17 protein-coding genes are annotated in these 18,390 nt (G+C 60.9%); 5 read left to right on the top strand and 12 right to left on the bottom strand.

Features of this window, described 5'->3' with window-relative positions; genetic code table 11:
- Window positions 1-14: 14 nt before the first annotated feature.
- Window positions 15-2,936, bottom strand: coding sequence for a hypothetical protein (locus J4D99_RS11190; RefSeq protein WP_208131802.1), 2,922 nt, complete (start codon window positions 2,934-2,936; stop codon window positions 15-17).
- A gap of 109 nt (window positions 2,937-3,045) precedes the next feature.
- Here J4D99_RS11190 and J4D99_RS11185 point away from each other — a divergent pair, with 109 nt between their 5' ends.
- Entirely contained in the window at window positions 3,046-3,585 is a 540-nt protein-coding gene (locus J4D99_RS11185) for a YceI family protein (protein WP_208131801.1), read from the top strand.
- Window positions 3,586-3,671: 86 nt separating this feature from the next.
- Here the strand turns inward: J4D99_RS11185 and J4D99_RS11180 are convergent, their stop codons facing one another.
- From J4D99_RS11180 to J4D99_RS11135, 10 genes are all read right to left on the bottom strand, one after another.
- Window positions 3,672-4,055, bottom strand: coding sequence for a DMT family transporter (locus tag J4D99_RS11180; protein ID WP_208131800.1), 384 nt, complete (start codon window positions 4,053-4,055; stop codon window positions 3,672-3,674).
- The gene (locus tag J4D99_RS11175) at window positions 4,052-5,086 is read right to left on the bottom strand and encodes a sterol desaturase family protein (protein ID WP_236018626.1); all 1,035 of its coding nucleotides are present in this window, start codon (window positions 5,084-5,086) and stop codon (window positions 4,052-4,054) included. The genes J4D99_RS11180 and J4D99_RS11175 overlap by 4 nt, the downstream gene beginning before the upstream one ends.
- Before the next feature lie 211 nt (window positions 5,087-5,297).
- Window positions 5,298-6,182 carry an N-acetylneuraminate synthase family protein gene (locus J4D99_RS11170; RefSeq protein WP_208131799.1) on the bottom strand — a complete coding sequence of 295 codons (885 nt, stop codon included), beginning with the start codon at window positions 6,180-6,182 and terminating at the stop codon, window positions 5,298-5,300.
- Between the two features lie 142 nt (window positions 6,183-6,324).
- Window positions 6,325-6,852, bottom strand: coding sequence for a KdsC family phosphatase (locus J4D99_RS11165; RefSeq protein ID WP_208131798.1), 528 nt, complete (start codon window positions 6,850-6,852; stop codon window positions 6,325-6,327).
- A 122-nt stretch (window positions 6,853-6,974) separates the two neighbouring features.
- Window positions 6,975-7,781 (bottom strand): SDR family oxidoreductase, encoded by an 807-nt coding sequence (locus tag J4D99_RS11160; RefSeq protein WP_208131797.1) that lies wholly within the window; start codon window positions 7,779-7,781, stop codon window positions 6,975-6,977.
- A gap of 170 nt (window positions 7,782-7,951) precedes the next feature.
- Window positions 7,952-9,250, bottom strand: coding sequence for an aminotransferase class III-fold pyridoxal phosphate-dependent enzyme (locus tag J4D99_RS11155; protein ID WP_208131796.1), 1,299 nt, complete (start codon window positions 9,248-9,250; stop codon window positions 7,952-7,954).
- 150 nt (window positions 9,251-9,400) lie between these two features.
- On the bottom strand, window positions 9,401-10,354 hold the full coding sequence (locus tag J4D99_RS11150) for a transketolase family protein (protein WP_208131795.1): 954 nt from the start codon (window positions 10,352-10,354) through the stop codon (window positions 9,401-9,403).
- An 8-nt stretch (window positions 10,355-10,362) separates the two neighbouring features.
- Window positions 10,363-11,220 carry a transketolase gene (locus J4D99_RS11145; RefSeq protein WP_208131794.1) on the bottom strand — a complete coding sequence of 286 codons (858 nt, stop codon included), beginning with the start codon at window positions 11,218-11,220 and terminating at the stop codon, window positions 10,363-10,365.
- A gap of 125 nt (window positions 11,221-11,345) precedes the next feature.
- Window positions 11,346-12,140 (bottom strand): cytidylyltransferase domain-containing protein, encoded by a 795-nt coding sequence (locus J4D99_RS11140; RefSeq protein ID WP_208131793.1) that lies wholly within the window; start codon window positions 12,138-12,140, stop codon window positions 11,346-11,348.
- An 84-nt stretch (window positions 12,141-12,224) separates the two neighbouring features.
- Window positions 12,225-13,280: a CDP-glycerol glycerophosphotransferase family protein gene (locus tag J4D99_RS11135; RefSeq protein ID WP_309509614.1), complete on the bottom strand. Its 1,056-nt coding sequence runs from the start codon at window positions 13,278-13,280 to the stop codon at window positions 12,225-12,227.
- A 135-nt stretch (window positions 13,281-13,415) separates the two neighbouring features.
- Between J4D99_RS11135 and J4D99_RS11130 the strand changes: the two genes are divergently transcribed.
- The 3 genes from J4D99_RS11130 to J4D99_RS11120 all read left to right on the top strand — a co-directional run bounded on the left by J4D99_RS11130 (window position 13,416) and on the right by J4D99_RS11120 (window position 17,355).
- Window positions 13,416-15,053: a glycoside hydrolase family 43 protein gene (locus J4D99_RS11130; protein WP_208131792.1), complete on the top strand. Its 1,638-nt coding sequence runs from the start codon at window positions 13,416-13,418 to the stop codon at window positions 15,051-15,053.
- An 89-nt stretch (window positions 15,054-15,142) separates the two neighbouring features.
- On the top strand, window positions 15,143-16,831 hold the full coding sequence (locus tag J4D99_RS11125; protein ID WP_208131791.1) for a sodium:solute symporter family transporter: 1,689 nt from the start codon (window positions 15,143-15,145) through the stop codon (window positions 16,829-16,831).
- Window positions 16,832-17,118: 287 nt separating this feature from the next.
- Window positions 17,119-17,355: a hypothetical protein gene (locus J4D99_RS11120; protein WP_208131790.1), complete on the top strand. Its 237-nt coding sequence runs from the start codon at window positions 17,119-17,121 to the stop codon at window positions 17,353-17,355.
- Between the two features lie 300 nt (window positions 17,356-17,655).
- Here the strand turns inward: J4D99_RS11120 and J4D99_RS11115 are convergent, their stop codons facing one another.
- The gene (locus tag J4D99_RS11115) at window positions 17,656-17,817 is read right to left on the bottom strand and encodes a hypothetical protein (protein WP_208131789.1); all 162 of its coding nucleotides are present in this window, start codon (window positions 17,815-17,817) and stop codon (window positions 17,656-17,658) included.
- Between the two features lie 119 nt (window positions 17,818-17,936).
- On the opposite strand from J4D99_RS11115, the gene J4D99_RS11110 reads away from it, so the two are divergent.
- Window positions 17,937-18,305 carry an SCO family protein gene (locus J4D99_RS11110; protein ID WP_208131788.1) on the top strand — a complete coding sequence of 123 codons (369 nt, stop codon included), beginning with the start codon at window positions 17,937-17,939 and terminating at the stop codon, window positions 18,303-18,305.
- Window positions 18,306-18,390 lie beyond the last annotated feature (85 nt).

Genomic DNA, 18,390 nt, shown 5'->3' with positions numbered 1-18,390 from the left:
TACGCCGGGGTAGCTTACAGCCGCACGCTGAAGGCCAGCGGCTGCACTACCCACGCTTGCTGGTAGCTGCTGTAGGATACCCGCACGCCCGCCTCCAGAGGCGTGCGCAGGTGAAAAACGTTGAACAAGGCCATGAAGTCAGCCCCATAGTTCTGGTAGTTCCGGAATACGCGTGTGGGCACGATGGTGCCGCCCGCCGTGCGCAGGCCCACCACGCTGCTGCCCTGGGCAAAGTCGCCAAACGCCGTGGCGCGCAGCCGCTGCACATACAGCACCCGCCCCACCGACCAGTGCACAAAGGCCAGCGGCAGACTGTAATCAACGCTGCCCACGGCTAGCCTGTCAAAGCTTACGTAGCTCGTTTCGGCCCTGGGAAAGGAAATGGCCGAGGCAAAGCTGTACTGGTTTTGCTGCTGATACTGAAAGCCGCCGCGCAGCCGCACGGCATGGTGCCTGGCTAGCCCCGGCAAATACACGCCCGCCTGCACGCCCACCTGGCTAGCCTCCAAGGCCGTGCCAAAGGGCGTGGTGCGGTAGGTGGCCAGCAGCGTAGCCCCGCCGCGCGGCGCCACGTCGCGGGCGCTCTGCTTGAGCTGGCTGGCGTAGGCTAGCGACGTTTGCACGGCGTGCAGCGGCGTGCTGGGGCCCACCTCGGAGAGGTTGCGCAGCGTGGCCGCGTAGTTATACACGCGCTCGTGCAGGTAGTAGGCCCCTAGCGTGAGCGCCTGTAAGTACTTAGACCGCGTGAGCACCAGCGGGATGCGTGCCCCAGCCAGCAGCCGGGCGTACTGCCAGCGGGTGCCGCGCAGGCTGTCGAGCGGCGCGGCCCGGTCGAAGTAGCGCGTAGCGTTGCGCCCGCCGTAGGTGGCTTCCACGTCGAATACCGGGTAGCGGCCCTGGTAGCTGAGCGCGCCGGTAGCGGCTACGGTGCGCTCGGTCTGGTCGTAGCTCAGGCCCGCGAAGAGCTGGGTCGTGCTCAGATAATCCTGCGAGCGCAGGCCCACGCTCACGGCGTTGCCGCTAGGGCTCTGCACTACGCCGTAGCTAAACAACCGGAAGGCGTGGGCTAGCGGCCGGTAGCACCGCACGCCGTAGCGCGGACCGCTCGAATCGGGCGAGGCCAGCAGCGCCTTAATGCTAGGTGCACCCGGCTCGCCGGCTGCCAGGGCGGCCACAAAGGGTTCGGGGGCATCGTCGCGGGCCGGGGCGGGCAGGGCTAGCCAGGCTTCGGGGGCTAGCGGCAGCTCGGCCACACGGGCGCCGGTGGCGCGGTAGTCGTGCAGGGCCAGGCGCTGCCCGCTAGGGCTCACGGCCACGTGGTAGGCACCAAAGGGCCGGTTGGTGACCTGGTAGGTCTGGTGGGTGCTGTAATTGACGGCGTAGATATTATCTACCCCCGACTGCGGCGAGTTGTAGAGCACATACTCGCCCCAGAGCTGCGGATTGGCCAAATTCACATTGGCCACCGGCAAAATATTGACTTCCAGACCACTACTGGGCTCGATGAGCTGCAGGGTCTTGCCGGCTGCGCTCAGCGCCACCGTCACAATAGCCTGGCTGCTCGGCGACCAGCGCGGCTGCTGGTAGAAGTCGTTGTGCGGGTTGGGCAGCGTGCGCACCACCGCGCCGGTAGTGGCGTCGATAATCACCAGCGCGTGGTGGTAGCTTTCGTCGGTGCGCACGGCCACGATGAGCTCACCATTAGGCGAGAGTGCGGCGGCCGCGTAGCGCTGCCCCCGGCCCAGGCGCGTGAGGCGGCCCGTCTTCAAATCCAGCAGCTTCAACTCGGAATAGATGCGCTGGCCCCAGCGAGGGTCTTGCCGATACTCGGGCCACACCACCTTGCCGCCGCCCACCGACAGCATCTCCGGTATATTTTGCAAGCCTAACGTGAACACCTGCTTTTCGCGCCCCTGGCGGCCTAGCAGCACCAGCTGCGGAATGTCGCCGAGGCCGCTTTTGAGGGCCAGCACCGTGCTGTCGTTCACGTACTGCGGGTATTGGTACTGCGTAAATACCCGCGTAGGCGCCTGCCCGGCCAGCTCGCGCACGGGCGTGGGCGCAGGCCTGGCAGCCGCCTGCGCCCGCCAGGTCGAGTCGAGCTCGTGCATGGTGCGGGCGTACAAACCCTCGACCCGCAGGCCGGTGGTGCGCCGAATACTGTTGGAAAACGAAAAAGGGTAAAACGGAAAACGGTAGTACTCATTCAGCACCCGGCGCCACACGTCGGCGCCGTAGTGCGCTTTGGCATAAGACGTTACATAATACCCTAGCACGTACCAGTTGGGCACGTTGTCGCGCAGCGAGCCATTCACTGCCTTTTGGTAGTTGTAGAGCCGGCCTTCCAGCAAGTTGGCCCGCAGGCCCACGCCGAAGTACGGGATGCGCCCGCGCCCGCTGCGCGTGAGGGCCGTTTCGGACCCGACCGCGTCGCCCTCAAAAAACCACTGCGGCACGCCCACCGCGGCCACCCCCAGCCCGCCATCGCCGAGCAGCGGCACCACCACCCGCCCAAAGCCCTGGCGCGCCTTGTCGAACTGGTTGACGTGCCGAAACTCGTGCACCACCAGCCCGTCGAGCCAATCGACGGTGCCGAGCCCCTGGCCCTGGTCGGGCGTGGTAAAGAACTCGGCGTGCCGCGGCAGAAACGTCACGAAGCCATTGCTCACCGTGGTCTGGTTTTGCATTACCACGGCTATGGGCCGCGCCTGCACCCCGAGCGTAGCCCCGTCGGGGCCGTGCACGGCCTCCAGGCGGCTAGCCGTGCGCTGGGCGGCCGTATCGAGGCCTTTGGGATACAGCACCTTGAAGTGCGGGCTGCTGATTTCCTGCCAGCGCAGGCTCGGCGGGTTTTGGCTGAGAATGGGAAGGCTTTGGGCGGCGACCAAGCCCTTGGTGAGCAGCGCCAGGGCTAGCGCAGCGAGCATTTTTTGCATGGAGCAAGTTACGGCCGGCAGCTAGGGTCGGCACAAATGATGTTGATACATCAATTACCAAAAACGCGTGTATATTTGCTTCACTTTTCACCCTTTTTCCTCCTTTGACATGGCTACCACCAAATGGACCCTCGACCCCATGCACTCCGAAGTGCAGTTCAAAATCAAGCACTTGGTTATCTCGACCGTAACCGGCTCGTTCAAAACCTTTCAGGGCTCGGCCCAGAGCGAGGGCGACGATTTTGAGAATGCCCAAATCGAGTTTTCGCTCGATGTAAACAGCGTAGATACCAACCAGGAGCAGCGCGACCAGCACCTGAAGGCCGAAGACTTCTTCAACGCCGCGCAGTACCCGCAGATTAAATTCCAGTCGACGTCGTTCACCAAGACGGGTGGCAGCGACTACAAGCTCGTGGGCGACCTGACTATTAAGGACATAACCAAGCCCGTAACCCTCGATGTAGAATACGGCGGCACGGCCGTCGACTTCTACGGCAACACCAAGGCTGGCTTTGAGGTAACCGGTAAAATCAACCGCAAAGACTACGGCCTGAGCTGGGGCGGCATCACCGAGGCCGGCGCCATCGTGCTCGGCGACGATGTGAAGCTCATCATCAACGTGCAGTTTGCCAAGCAGGCCGCCGCGTAGCTAAACAAAGCGCCCAAAAAGAACGCCATGCTGCAATAAATGCAGCATGGCGTTCTTTTTGGGCGCTAGGCCTATTCTAGACTGGCTTATGCCGTGCGCTTGAGGCCGATAATGCCCACCAGGATGCAGCCGATATAAAAGACGTGCACCCACTGGAAGGCCTCTTTTAGCACCAGCGTGTCCACGATTTTGATGCCCACCAGGGCCATGCCCATCCAGATGGCAAAGGCCGTGGAAGCCGGGATAACATTGAGCGCCTTGGAGAAGAAGAACACGTTGGCCACGCCAAAGCCCACGTAGCCAATGGCCGGCAGCAGCGTCATGACCCCGGCCGAAGCCGTGAAAAAATGCGACCAGTCGATGGCCTTTATTTTGGCCACGCTCGTGTACTTGAGGCTGTAGTTCCAGCACACTTCCATCACGGAAGCGAGCAATAGGTAGAGCCAGGCGGGGTTAAAGCTAAGTGTCAAGAGGCAGCGGTTACGGCAGAGCGAGAAGATTCGGTGGCAACGGCCGGGGCGGCCGTGGGGTTGCCGCCGGGGCGCGGGGCGGGCACGGTTTGATGCACCTCCTCGGGCACTTCCCACCCTTGCAGCACCCTAGCGGCCGGCACGCGCTGGCCGAGCCAGCCCAGCACCCGCCAGCGCACGCCGTGGTAGGCCCGAAAAGCCGCCGAGCGCTCGGCCAGGGCCTTTTCATCGAAGCGCACCACCGAAAAAGCGTGCTGCGAGAAGTAGTCCTTGGGGAACGCATAGGGCAGGCCCCAGCGCTCGGGCTTGCGATTTTGGGGCAAAAAAGCGGTGCCGAAGAGCCAGTCCCAGACCGCAAATTTGGTCGAGAAATTGGCGTAGTACACTTCCTCGTGGTCGGCGTGGTGCCAGAGGTGCATCTCGGGGCCGTTGATAAAATATTGCAGCTTGCCCGATTTCACGTCGATGTTGGCGTGGATGTACATGCCCCACACGGCGTCGATAAGCGCCTTAATGGGCACTACCACGGGGTTGGCCCCTAGCAGGATGATGGGCGCAAACTCGATGGTTTGGTTGATAATAATCTCCATCACGTGCGAGCGCGAGCCGGCCAGCCAGTCTACCTGCTTGCCGGAGTGGTGCGCCTCATGGGTACGCCAGAAAAACGCGCTGCTGTGCTGAAAGCGGTGAAACCAGTAGATGTAGAAGTCGTGGGTGACCACAAAAAATGCCACCTGCGCCACCACCGGCCAGTGGTCCATGATGTGAAACTGGGCCCCGAAGTGCTTGGCCAGCGGCGCAATGATGAACCCGAAAATCACGATTTGCAGGAAGTAGCTCTGCACCAGCGTGTACCAGAACAAGTCCACAAACAGCCCTTCGCGGAAGAATGGCAAGCCCTTGCGATACGGAATTTTGCGCTCGAGCACCAGCAACACACCCACTGCCAGCAGCAAGATGGGCGTGGTTATCATCGTGGTGCGGCCTACGGCATCCAGACTTTGATAAAACTTGCTTATCGGCTCCAGCATAGCGTATGTAATAAGTAACTATCTCTGCCCCCTAACTGACCGGCGCGGGTTAATGTTCGTTCGAGCGAGAAGCTAGAGGTGGCTTTCCGTAAAAATAAGACCGTCATGCTGAGCTTGCCGAAGCATCTCTACCGCGCCGCTAGGGCCTCGTTCGGTAGAGATGCTTCGGCAAGCTCAGCATGACGGTCTGAATAAATAATTATGACTTGCCTTACGCGGCCGTTACCTCGCGGCGCAGGCGGCGCAGGGGCTCTTTCTCGCTCTCGTACACCACTTTCACGCCGTCGCCGAGGCCGGCTTCGGTGTCGCGGATGTCGCGCACCATTTTGGCCAGGCCGCCCGGCTCTACGCTAGCGGCGTGGTCGGAGCCCCACATGGCGCGGTCGAGGGTGAAGTGACGCTCCACGAACGTGGCGCCCAGCGCTACGGCCGTTACGGTGGTGCTCAGGCCGGTTTCGTGGCCCGAGTAGCCAATGGGCGTGCCCGGGAACTGCGCTTGCAGGGTTTGAATCATGCGCAGGTTCAGTTCGGCCGGGGGGCAGGGGTAGGCCGACGTGCTGTGCGCAATCATCAGGTTGTCGAGGCCCACGTAGGCCACGGCGTCCGTGATTTCCTGCTGGGTGCTCATGCCGGTGCTCAGCATGAGGGGGCGGCCGGTGGCGCGCACGCGGTCGAGCAGGGGCTTGTCTGTGAGCGAGGCGCTAGCCATCTTGTAGAGCACCGGCTGGAACTGCTCCATAAAATCGACCGACGGCTCATCCCAGCACGAGGCAAACCAGTCGATGCCTTTGGCCTTGCAGTAGTCGTCGATGGCCGTGTATTCGGCCTGGCCAAACTCCGTTTTGCGCTTGTAGTCGATGTAGCTCATGCGGCCCCAGGGGGTATCGCGCATTTTTTCCCATTGGTCCTTGGGCACGCACAGCTCGGGGGTGCGCTTCTGAAATTTCACCGCATCGGCGCCGGCCGTCACGGCCGCGTCGATGAGCTGCTTGGCCAGGTCGAGCGAGCCGTTGTGGTTGATGCCAATCTCGGCAATGATGTAGCACGGCTGGCCAGGGCCAATGGCGCGGTTTTTCTTGATTTGAACGACAGACATAACGAAAAAAGGTGGGCGAAAATGTAAAAGCCTGAATAGGACGAAGAGCAACCTAACAGCGCAGCCGGCAGGTGGTTTTACCCACCTGCTGCCCGCTGACGCGGCTAGCCCGCTTTTATTTTAAGGAAGGTAGCACGGCCGCCTATTCCGAGCCGCGGTCGGGCAGCGGCGTACCGCCTTTGCAACTGATAATCAGCTCGGCCAGCTCGCGGAAGGCGCCGTGGCCGCCCTTGGCCTGGCAGTGGTAGTCGGCGGCATCGCGGGCAAAAACAGTGGCATCGCCGGGGCAGGCCGCTAGCCCCACCAGGCCCAGAATAGCCACGTCGTTGGTATCGTCGCCAATAAAGGCTACCTGCTCGGCCGCTAGCCCCGTGCGGGACAGGATATCGCCCAGCAGCGGCGCCTTGTCCTTGATACCCAGGTGCAACTCAGTGATTTTGAGCTTATCGGCGCGCTTCTGTACCGAGGGCGAGCGCTCGCCGGTCACGATGCCGGTTTCGACGCCCACGGCACGCAGGCGCTCCACGCCCATGCCATCGCGGATGTTGAAGCGCTTGAGCACCTCGCCGCTTTCGCCGTAGTACACGCCGCCGTCGGTTAATACGCCATCGCAGTCGGTGAGAACCAGCTTGATGCGGCTGGCTTTAGCAGCAAGGTCGGCGTGCTTCATAGGAGGGTTTGGTGAAATCCAATCCGAAATTAATACAGAACCAACCAGTAGCGCCGTAGCGCGGACTTTCAGTCCGCGAGTAGTTCAGCGGCTCGAACTCGCGGACTGAAAGTCCGCGCTACTTATATCGCCGTCCAGCCGCCGTCTACCACGAGGTTGGCGCCCGTCATGTAGGCCGAGGCGTCGGAAGCTAGGAATACTACCGCGCCCTGGTAGTCGGTGGGCGCTGCCATGCGGCCTAGCGGCGTTTTAGCGCTATACTGCTTCACGAAGAAGGCATCCTGACTGTTCTCCACGCCGCCCGGCGAGAGGGTATTTACACGCACGCCCTTGGCGCCCCAGTAGGCGGCCAGGTAGCGGGTGAAGTTCACCACTGCGCCCTTGGTAGTGGGGTAAGACGGTGACTTATAAAAAGTTTGCTCGCCGGCCTCGTTGCGATAGATGCTTTGGTCGGGCCCTACCAGGCCGTAGGTGCTAGCCACGTTGATGATGGAGCCGTGGCCCTGCTCGGCCATCGGCGTGCCAAAAACCTGCGCCGCCAGAAAGATGCCCGTCACGTTCACTTCCAGCACCTGCCGGAAGGTGGCGACCGGAAAATTCTCAAACTTGCTGAGGTCGGCGGCTAGGGCCGGATTCTCAAACATGTCGTTGATGGCGGCATTGTTGACCAGTACATCAATGTGGCCAAAGCGCTCGATGATGGTATCGCGCGCGGCGGCCAGCGACTCGGGCGAGGTCACATCTACGGCGAGTGGCAGATGGATGCCACCGGGCAGGCTAGCGGCCACCTCACGGGCCTTGTCGAGGTGCAGGTCGGCCACTACTACGTTGGCGCCGGCCAGGGCCAGGGCTTCGCAGTGCTTCTGGCCGATGAGGCCGCACGCACCCGTGACGATGGCCGTTTTGTTAGTTAAATCGAAGAAATTCATACCAGTAGCGCGAAGTTCTACTTCGCGTATTCGCTGCAAGGCGGCGAAAAAATCGTCAGGAATTGATTAATACGAATAAGCAGGGCCGGACAAATAAGCCCGGCCCCGCCTTTGCCGCTAGGCGTCGCTATACGTAGTGAAACTTGGCTTGCGCCGCGCTTCGGCTAGGGCTACTTTTTTACCGGTGCGGCATTGGTCACCTTGCGGAACACGGCCTCCACGGGCTCGCCCTCAAGGCGGCTAGCCACGTCTTTTTTGTCGATGGCGTCTTTCAGCAGGGTCAGGACTTCCTTGTAAGCGGCCAGGGTTTTGGCGATGTCCTCGTCGGTGTGCGAGAAGCTCATGTTGTGCGAGGCGCTCCACAGGATACCGCGCTTGAACAGCTCCTGCTGCACATAAGCCTTGATTTCGAGCGGATTGCCACCGCTAGGGTCGAAGGTAACGAGCGTGCGGCAGTCGTAGCCATAGCACTTGGTGTATTGGGTCAGACCAAGGTCGGCGGCCAGCTGATTGTAGCCGTCTTTCAGCTTTTTACCTTGCGCGGCCAAGGCGGCGGGCACGTTCTGGTCGCGCAGTTCCTGGATGGTGGCCATCGCGGCAGCCATGCTCAGGGCCTCGCCGCCGAAGGTGGTGAAGAAAAATACGTCCTGCTCAAACAGGCGCATCACGTCTTCGCGGCCGGTGAGCAGCGCGATAGGCATGCCGTTGGCGCAGGCCTTGGAGAAAGTAGCCAAGTCGGCCTTGATGCCGAAATATTCCTGAGCCCCCCCTAGCGCGATGCGGAAACCGGTCCACATCTCGTCGAAAATCAGCAGCGTGCCGTTCTCCTTGCACAGGCGGGCCACTTCGTGCAGAAAGTTGTCCTTGGGCGCGTCGTAGATGAAGGGCTCTAGGATAACGCAGGCCACATCGGGCGTCAGCAGTTGCTTAAAGCCTTCCAGGTTATTGTATTCGAAAGCCGTCACCAGGCTTTTCACTTCCTGCGGAATGCCTTTGTCGCGGCTGGTGGTGCCGATGTACCAGTCGTGCCAGCCGTGGTAGCCGCAGCACAGCACGTGGTCGCGGCCAGTGAAGGCGCGGGCCACGCGCACGGCGGCCGAGGTCACGTCGGCGCCCGTTTTGCTGATGCGGATGCTCTCGGCGTTCGGAATTACTTCGTTAATTAGCTCGGCAAGCTCCACTTCCAGCTCGTGCATCATCGAGAAGGTGATGCCGTCGGCTAGCTGCGCCTTAATAGCCTCATCCACTTTCGGGTAAGCGTACCCTAGCGAAAGCGGACCAATACCCATCTGGTAGTCAATGTACTCATTGCCATCCACATCCCACACGTGCGCACCTTGGCCGCGCTTCACATACTTGGGGCTAGCGCCCTTGGTGTACTGGCCCGGGCCCTTGGCCAGGGTTTGGGTCACGGGGTGCATGATGCGCTGCGCCCGGGCGTAGAGGTCATCCGATTTGGGGAAATTCATAAGGCTGGAATTAGGCAACAATAGTAGAAAGAAAGAACGTCATGCTGAGCTTGCCGAAGCATCTCTACCGCGTCGGCTGGGTTCGTTCAACAACCCGGTAGAGATGCTTCGGCAAGCTCAGCATGACGTCCTTTTAGATTACAAAAATACTTACTCGGCAAATTCGTTTTCGACCACCTTGGTTTTGGCGCCGAAGCTATGGGCACCGTCACCGAGGCGCTCGCCGATGCGGCGGGCAATGTGCTGGCCGGTAAAGCCTTCGTATTCGAGCACTTCGCTCAGCAGGCCGGGCTTGTACCAGCGCTCTTTGAGGGCGAGGGGGAGCACCTTGGCCGTCAGCTCGTTTTCGAGCAGCAGCTCGGCCAGGATGGAGTAGAGGCCGCCGGTCTGGAAATGGTCTTCCAGGGTCACGATGAGACTACCCCCCTTCACCACGTTGAGCACGGCGGCTTCGTCCAGGGGCTTGAGGCTGCGCAGGTTCACAAGGCCTACCGAGTAGCCGGCTTCGGTGAGCAAGTCTTTGGCAATGAGCGCTTGCTCGAAAAGCATGCCGTAGGTGAGGATGGTAATGTCTTTGCCTTCGCTCACGATTTCGGCCTTGCCCAGCACGAACGGCTCGTGCTGGTAGGTGCTGGGCCGGGTGTTCACGCGCAGGTAGGCGGGGTCGGGCGAGGCCCAGATGGCGGGCAGCATGGCCAGCATGTCGGCCTCGTCGGCGGGCGCAAAAACCGTCATGCCGGGGATGCCGCGCATGAGCGAAACGTCCTCAATAGCCTGGTGGGTCGGACCGTTGCCATCTGACAAAAAGCCTGGCACGAATGCGCTGATTTTCACCGGCAAATGCGGAATCCCCACGTCGGTACGAATAAACTCGAAGGCCCGCAGCGTGAGGAACGTGGCTAGGGCGTGCACCACCGGCACGCGGCCGCGCAGGGCCAGGCCCGCGGCCGCCCCAATCATGGTTTGCTCCGTAATGCCCGTGTCGATAAAACGGGGGCCTAGCGGACCGGGCAGGTTGCGGATAAGGGCGCGGTTTTCGGCCGTCATCACCAGCAGGCGCTCGTCGGCCAGGGCAGTTTCGTGGATAAGCTGTTCGTAATTCATCGCTCTAATTATCTAACGGTCAAGGTTTCGCTCGTGAGGTTGGTAGCCTCCTGGCTGTGCAGCTCTTTGAGGAGCGAGGTAATTTCCTCGCTGCTGAAGTTGCAGAACCAGCGGTCGGCGCGGCGCTCGATGCTGGGCAGGCCGCGGCCCCGCACCGTGTCGCAGATGATAACCGAAGGCTTGTCTTCGCTGAAAGGCAGCGCGGTGAAGGCTTCTTCCAGGGCCGTAAAATCGTGGCCATCAATGCGCTTCACGACGGCGCCGAACGCCTCAAACTTGGGGGCTAGCGGCTCCAACGGAATGAGCTCTTCGGTGGCAATGTTGGCCTGGAAGTGGTTGCGGTCTACCACCAGGGTTAGGTTGTTCATCTTCTTGGCGCTAGCCACCAGCACGGCTTCCCAGCAAGTGCCCTCGTTGAGCTCGCCATCGCCGGTGATGACGATGACGTGCTGGTTCTGGCCGCGCAGCTTGGCATCCATGGCCACGCCCAGCGCCACGCTCGGCAGGTGCCCTAGCGAGCCCGAGTGAAACTCGACACCCGGCACGCTGCGGTTGGGGTGCCAGTAGATGCTGTCGTTTGACTTCAGGTGGTTCTGGAGCCGCTCCTTAGGCATGAAGCCCAGCTCGGCAAAGGTGCCGTAGAGGGCCGGCACGTCGTGGCCTTTGCTCAGAAAGAGGTAGTCGCGCTCGGGGTCGGTGAGGTTGCCCGGGTGCACATTGAGGAAGTCGGCGTAGAGGTACACCAGCAAGTCGGCGCAGCTCAGCGAGGCGCCGGTGAAGCAGCCGCCATCGGTGCTGAGGCGAACGATGTGCTCGCGCACGCGCAGAGCGAGCTCAGAAAGTGCTTGTTTTTTTTCGGTAGTCATATAGAAACGTCAAATCAAAATCGTTGTCATGCTGAGCGTAGCGAAGCATCTCGCGTGCTGACGCCGGGGTTATTAACCTAACGGTGCGTGCGAGATGTTTCGCTGCGCTCTGCATGACTGGTAGTTTATAATTGCTTCGTGTTGCCCGCGTCCACCGTTTTAAGTTCGTCCAGGTGATTGCGGTACCAGTTTACGCCGGCCAGGTCGGCATTTAAGGCGTAAATGTCCGGCCTTTGTTTTAATAAAGTCAGAATATCATCCAGGCTAAAGCTGGGGTTAGCGGGGTAAAGCGCTTCGTACACGGCTTTTATAAACTCGTAATCGGCCGCGTAGTCGATGGTGAAGCGGTGCGACATGGAGTAGTTGAGCCCCGTTTCCCAAGTCACATTGGCCAGCCGGAAGCGCTCGGGGTTTTCCCAGAAAAAGGGCGTGGTGTGCTCGCGTTCCAGCGGCCGGCTGGCCTCACGCCACGCCGTTTCGAGCCCGGCAAAGGTCATCACCTCCACGTCGTTGCCGTCGGGGTAGGTGGCGGGGTGCAGGTTGCTCACAAAGTCGTACTGGCCCTTGGTCTGCTCATATACCCCTAGCACTTTGTCAATGATGGCAGGGTCAATGAGCGGACAATCGCTCGGGATTTTCACCACGGCCTCGGTTTCGCCAAAGTGCAGCGCGGCCTGGTAGTGGCGGTCGAGCAGGTCGAGCGCGCTGCCCCGAAACACCTCAATGCCATACTGCGAGCAGAGGTCGGCCAGCACGTCGTCGCTAGGGTCGGTAGTAGTAATAACGGCCACGTGGCCCGCCCGGGCGGCCAGCTGCACCCGCTCGACTTGCCGCACCAGCAGCGGCCGGCCCACGAGGTCGAGGCTGACTTTATCGGGGAGGCGCGATGAGCCGCGACGAGCCTGGATAAGGGTGAGCATAAACTAAAGTATAAAACGTAACACCAGCGGCACAAAGTGTATCAATAATGGCCCAAGAGTTCCAAAGGCAAGCTAGCCGACCTTTTAAGCCAATGTGGCGGTCGGCGGGGGGCTAGCCACCGGCCGGTACTGCTGCAAAAACTGTGGCCCGGTGCCCTTAAACTTGCCAAACTGCCGGCAAATGTCGGCAATGCGCTGGGCACTGGTGCCGCCGTTCTGGATGGGCAGCTTGCGCTTGAGGTCGTCCACATCGAAGTAGGAGTGCACCGGGATGCCCAGCGCTATCCCCACATAAGCCACTGTGCTATATTGTGTTATCAGCTCCACACTATTGGCAATCATCTCCTCGGTATTGCCGCTGGTATAGATGAGCGTGCCGGGTGGCGCATATTTTTTGACCTCGGCGGTGGCGCGCTCCATTTCCTCGTTGGGGTGAAATTTGAAAATCATGGGGCGGCCGGCGGCAATGCGCGTGGCTTCCTTGATAAACTTCTTGCGGTTGTCGGGCCGGAAGGTTTCGCGCATGTCGGTGGTAGCTACCAGCACATAGCCGTGGTGCGGGAAGCTGTTGTTGCGCAATTTCTCCACGTCGTCGAAGTTGGGGATGCCCGTCACCACCAGCTTGCCGGGGTCCACGCCTATCATCTTAAAGTGCTCGGCGTAGCCCGCCGAGGCCACGCAGTAGATGTCGCAGCAGTTGTTCATGCCATTGAGCGAGGTGCCGATGGCCAGGATGGGGAAGCGGGTGAAGCGCTTGACGAGCCGCGCCCACAGGTGCATGGGGTCGGTCATGCCCTCTTGCACGAATACCGACTTGGTGCGGGCCAGCAGCGGCCAGGGCACCACGATGTCGGAGCAGCACACCACCAGGTCGTAGTCGAGCTCTAGCTCGCGGTTTTCGAAGTCGCGGCGTAGCTGGTGCTGCTCGATGTAGCGGTCAGCTTTCTCCTTTACAAGGCCCGTCACAATGGTCTTGTCCAGCACCTTGTTGCGCAGCAGCCACTCATAAAAGCCGCGCATCCAGCCGTCGTAGTAGAGCTGGCTGAAGTAGGGCTCATACTCCTCCTCAAGCAGCTGCGCCACACGGTGCATCTGGGTGGTTTGGTTGGGCGAGCCGATAAGGTACAGCGCTTTTTTCACAGGCAACAAAGTAGGTATCCCTACAAAAATACGACGGCGGCTTACTCGCTCGCTCCAAGTTAATCTTCGATTCATGCAGCCAATAGCTGCCTTTCTCTACTTTCAGGTTTTGTCTGCTGTCCTTGCCCGTCCCTTATGCGCTTGTTTTCCCTGTTTTTTGCCTTAGTCGCGGCCGGCTGGGCTGCAGCGGTTTCGGCCCAAACGCTAGCCCCTAGCGCGCCCTGGGTGCCCGACCTGGGCAATGGCCAGTATAAAAACCCCGTGCTCTATGCCGATTATTCGGACCCCGACGTGGTGCGCGTGGGGGCCGACTACTACCTCACCTCGTCGAGCTTCAACATGGCGCCGGGGCTACCCATTCTGCACTCCAAAGACCTCGTCAACTGGACCATCATCGGCCACGCGCTGCCCGTGCAGCCGCCCGCCAGCCGCTACGACCACGTGCAGCCCGGCAATGGCGTGTGGGCACCCGCGCTGCGCTACCACGCCGGCAAGTTTTACCTCTACTACCCCGACCCCGACCTGGGCATCTTCGTCACGACAGCCACCAACCCCGCCGGCCCCTGGACCGCGCCCGTGTGCGTAAAGGCCGCCAAGGGCTGGATAGACCCCTGCCCCCTTTGGGACGAAGATGGCCGGGCCTACCTCGTCCACGCCTTCGCGGGCAGCCGGGCGGGCATCAAGAGCGTTATCCATGTGAGCGAGATGGCGCCCAACGGCCTGAGCTTGCTCGGCGAGGACAAGTTGGTGTTCGATGGCCATGCCTACCACCCGACCATCGAGGGGCCAAAATTTTACAAGCGCCACGGCTACTACTACATCTTCGCGCCAGGCGGTGGCGTGCCGCAGGGCTGGCAAGTGGCGCTGCGCAGCAAAAACGTCTTCGGCCCTTACGAAGACAAGATTGTGCTGGCCCAGGGCAAGAGCCCCGTCAACGGGCCGCACCAGGGCGCCTGGGTCGATACGCCCGACGGCCGGCAGGATTGGTTTCTGCACTTCCAGGACCAGAATGCCTACGGCCGGGTAGTGCATCTGCAGCCCATGACCTGGCAAAACAACTGGCCCGTGATGGGCCTCGACGCCGATGGCGACGGCACCGGCGAGCCCGTGCTCACCTACCGCAAGCCCGTCGTGCCGGGCAAAGTACCCCTAGCCGTGCCCGCCACCTCCGATGAATTTGCCAGCGGCAAACCCGGCCTGCAATGGCAATGGCAGGCCAACTCCCAGCCGCAGTGGCTAGCCAGCAGCGCGGCGGCCAAGCCGGGCCAGCTAGCCCTCGCCGCCGTGCCCGCCCCAGTCGAGGCCAAGAATCTCTATCTCGTGCCCAATTTGCTGTTGCAAAAGCTGCCCGCCGAGCACTTCACGGCCACGGCAAAGCTCTCGGGGCAAGGCCTGGCCGCGGGCGACCGCGCCGGCCTCGTGGTGCTGGGTATGGACTACGCCACGCTCAGCCTCACCCGCCAGGCCGACGGCCGGCTAGCCCTCACCCAGACCACCTGCCCGCAAGCCGACAAAGGCGCCGCCGAAACCACCACCGCCAGCGCGCCGCCAGGGCCTAGCCAGCTGCTGTACCTGCGCCTGACGGTGCGAGCCGGGGCCCGCTGCCAGTTCAGCTACAGTCCCGATGGCAAGCTGTTTTCGCCGCTAGGGCCCGAGTTTGTGGCCCGCGAGGGCAAATGGGTGGGGGCGAAAATGGGGCTCTTCTGCCTGAGTGCCAGTGCTGCACCTGCGCCTGGCTACGTGGGCATCGACTGGTGGCACGTGGCTCCCTAGCCGGGTTATTTTCCTTGTGCAAACGTTTGCATAGGTCGCCTAGCTGATATTTGCCCTACTTTCGTTTTCCATTCGTTTTTTCCCACTCTATGCACCAGCTGGCTACGCTAGACTACATAGTCTTTTTCGTTTACTTTTTGATAGTTGCCGGCTACGGCCTCTGGATTTATAATCGCAAGACCGGCCACGACGGCACCATCGAAGGCGATTCGAAAGACTACTTCCTGGCCGAAGGCTCGCTTACGTGGTGGGCTATCGGCTCGTCGCTCATCGCCTCCAACATCTCGGCCGAGCAATTTGTGGGGATGTCGGGCTCGGGCTTTAAGATGGGCCTGGCCATCGCCACCTACGAGTGGATGGCCTCCATCACGCTCATCATCGTGGCCGTGTTCTTTATTCCGGTATACCTCAAAAACCGGATTTTCACCATGCCGCAGTTTCTGCACCAGCGGTATAATGGCACGGTGGCCATGATTATGGCCATTTTCTGGCTGTTGCTCTACGTGGTGGTCAACCTGACCTCTATTCTTTACCTCGGGGCCATTGCCGTGAGCAGCATCGCGGGTCTGAACCTGAATTTCTGCATGTACGCGCTGGCCATCTTCGCCGTGATTATCACGCTGGGCGGCATGAAAGTGATTGGTTTTACGGACGTTATCCAAGTATTCTTCCTCATTCTGGGTGGCCTGGCCACTACCTACCTGGCGCTCACGCTGGTGGCCGAGCACAACGGCACCACGGGCATCCTCAATGGCTTTAGCATCATGAAGTCGGCGGCCAACGACCACTTTCACATGATTTTCAAGCGCGATAACCCCAACTACCTCGACCTGCCGGGCCTCACCGTACTGCTAGGGGGTATGTGGATTGTGAACCTCAACTACTGGGGTTGCAACCAGTACATCACGCAGCGCGCCCTCGGCGCCGACCTGCCCACGGCCCGCGGCGGCCTGCTCTTCGCCGCGTTCCTCAAGCTGCTGATGCCGGTTATCGTGGTTATTCCGGGCATCGCGGCCTACGTGCTCTACAAGCAAAACGTGTTCGGCGCGGGCGAATTTGGCTCGGGCGCCGACCTTAACCCCGACCGTGCCTACCCAGTGCTGCTCAACATCTTGCCGGTAGGCTTGAAAGGACTGTCGTTTGCGGCCCTCACGGCGGCCGTGGTGGCCTCGCTGGCCGGCAAGGCCAACTCGATTGCGACCATTTTCACGCTCGACGTCTACAAGAAGGTTATTAACCCCGAGGCTTCGGAGAAGACCCTAGTAGCCACCGGCAAAATCGCGGTGGTTATCGCCATGATTCTGGGCGTGCTCATCGCCCCGCACCTGGGCATCGACAAAAAGGGTGGTTTCCAATACATTCAGGAGTACACGGGCTTCGTGTCGCCGGGCATTTTCGCCATGTTTATCCTGGGCTTCTTCTGGAAGAAAGCCACGTCGAGCGCGGCCTTGTTTGCCACCATCGGCGGCTTTTTGCTGTCGGTGCTGCTCAAGTTTTTGCCCGGCATGATGGATTTGTCGTTCCTGGCGCCGTTCGGCTTTGCCGTGCGGCCCGAAGGCTCTAGTATCTACGAGATTCCGTTCCTCGACCGCATGGGCTTCGTCTTTGTGTTCTGCATTATCGGCATGGTGCTTATCAGCCTGCTTGAAAATGCCCGCGGTGTGAAAACCAACGGCCTCGAAATCGACTCGTCGATGTTCAAGCCCCACGCCACCTTCATTGGCGGCTCGGTGCTCATTATCGGCATCATCGTAGCCCTGTACTCGGTGTTCTGGTAGGCTAGCAGTTACTTTCTTCATGCCCAGAAACGGCGGCTCGCGTGCGGGCCGCCGTTTTTTTAACTCCCTAGGAGAGCACAAGGCTTAGTTGGTCAAATGGCAAGAGCAGGCAGGTGCTAACTACTTATCTTTCGTAGACCTACTGTGCTTAACTGCCTGGCTTTTCCTTGCTCTCTTTACTCATCCCTATGCGCTCCTTGCTTGGCTTTCTATTTCCAGCCCTGCTAGCCTAGGCCGCTTGCAAAAAAGATGACGCAGCAACCGTCGCCACTACGCCAGTACCCGGTGTGTACCAAAAAATCTACGGCGCCACGGCGCTTTACGTGGAGGGCGACTACGTGGTAATCAAGACCAAAGACCTGCCTGACCACAAAAGCTCGTACTACACCGGGGCTAACTACGAAGCCTACAACGGCTCCAACACCGCCTGGCAGCAAAAACCAACTACATTATTGAGCAGAACTTTACCTTCCGCTCACCCCTGCACCCGGCCGAGGCGAGCCGCCAGGCCGCCACGCCGCTAGGGGCCATTGGCGTATAGCTAAACGGGGTGCCGTTTTTCAACCAGTACGCGGCCGGTGGCGTGCCCCTCACCAACGAAATCAACGGCTTCGACCTCGGGCGGGCGGTGTGGATGAAGGGGCTCAATTCACCCTAACAAACGAAAGCAACGGCTTCGACCAGTATAATGGTCAGCCCTAGCAGCGGCGACACCTTAGCCACTACGCCCTTTAGCCAGGCCCGGCCGCACGGGCTGGCCCGCCTGGTACGGCCCCGGCCGCCCCCACGAGCGCCGCCCCTACCAGGCGGGCCACAAGCAGGGCCTAGCCGAGGGCTGGTGGCCCAACGGCCAGCGCCAGTTTCGGCGCGCCTTCCAAGTGGGCGTTTACCAAGGTGAAGTGCTCGAATGGTACCCCAATGGCCAGCTCGGTCGGCGCGCTAACTACCTGGCCGGCCAGGAAGCCGGTCGCCAGCAACTCTGGCAACCCGACGGCTCACTCCGCGCAAACTATGAGGCCCGCGATGGCCAGCAATATGGCTTAATTGGCTCTAAACACTGCATTACGCCCTAGCGCTACGATGCGCGCGCTACCCTGGCTGGCGCTTGCCGCTAGCCTGCTGCCAACCCGCTACCCCACTCGGCAGCGCTGCGCCAGCGGCCCCGCCGGGCAGGGCCGTCACGCGCCTGCCCTACTACCACGAGGCCGGTTTTGCGCCGCACTGGTACCCTACCAGCCAGGCCCCGCCCGATACGCTGCACACCGTAGGCCACTTTCGCTTTACCGACCAGCAGGGCCGGGCCGTCACTAACGCTACCTTGGCGGGCCGCATTTACTTGGCCAACTTTTTCTTCACCGAGTGCCCAGGTATTTGCCCTCGCATGAATGAGCAGGTACTAGCCCACTTTGCCGGGCACCCCGACGTGCAGGCCATATCGCACTCGGTGCTGCGCGAGCAACCAACGCCACAATAGCCCGAGCCAGAAAGCAAAAACGCCACTGCAAATACTTGATTTGCAGTGGCGTTTTATAAGTGGCGCTCCCTCCTGGACTAGGCGG

The organism is Hymenobacter sp. BT559 (assembly GCF_017571525.1).
Classification (GTDB): Bacteria; Bacteroidota; Bacteroidia; order Cytophagales; family Hymenobacteraceae; genus Hymenobacter; species Hymenobacter ginsengisoli.
The sequence above is the reverse complement of the archived record's forward strand: the minus strand, read 5'-3'. Positions and strand labels throughout refer to the sequence as shown.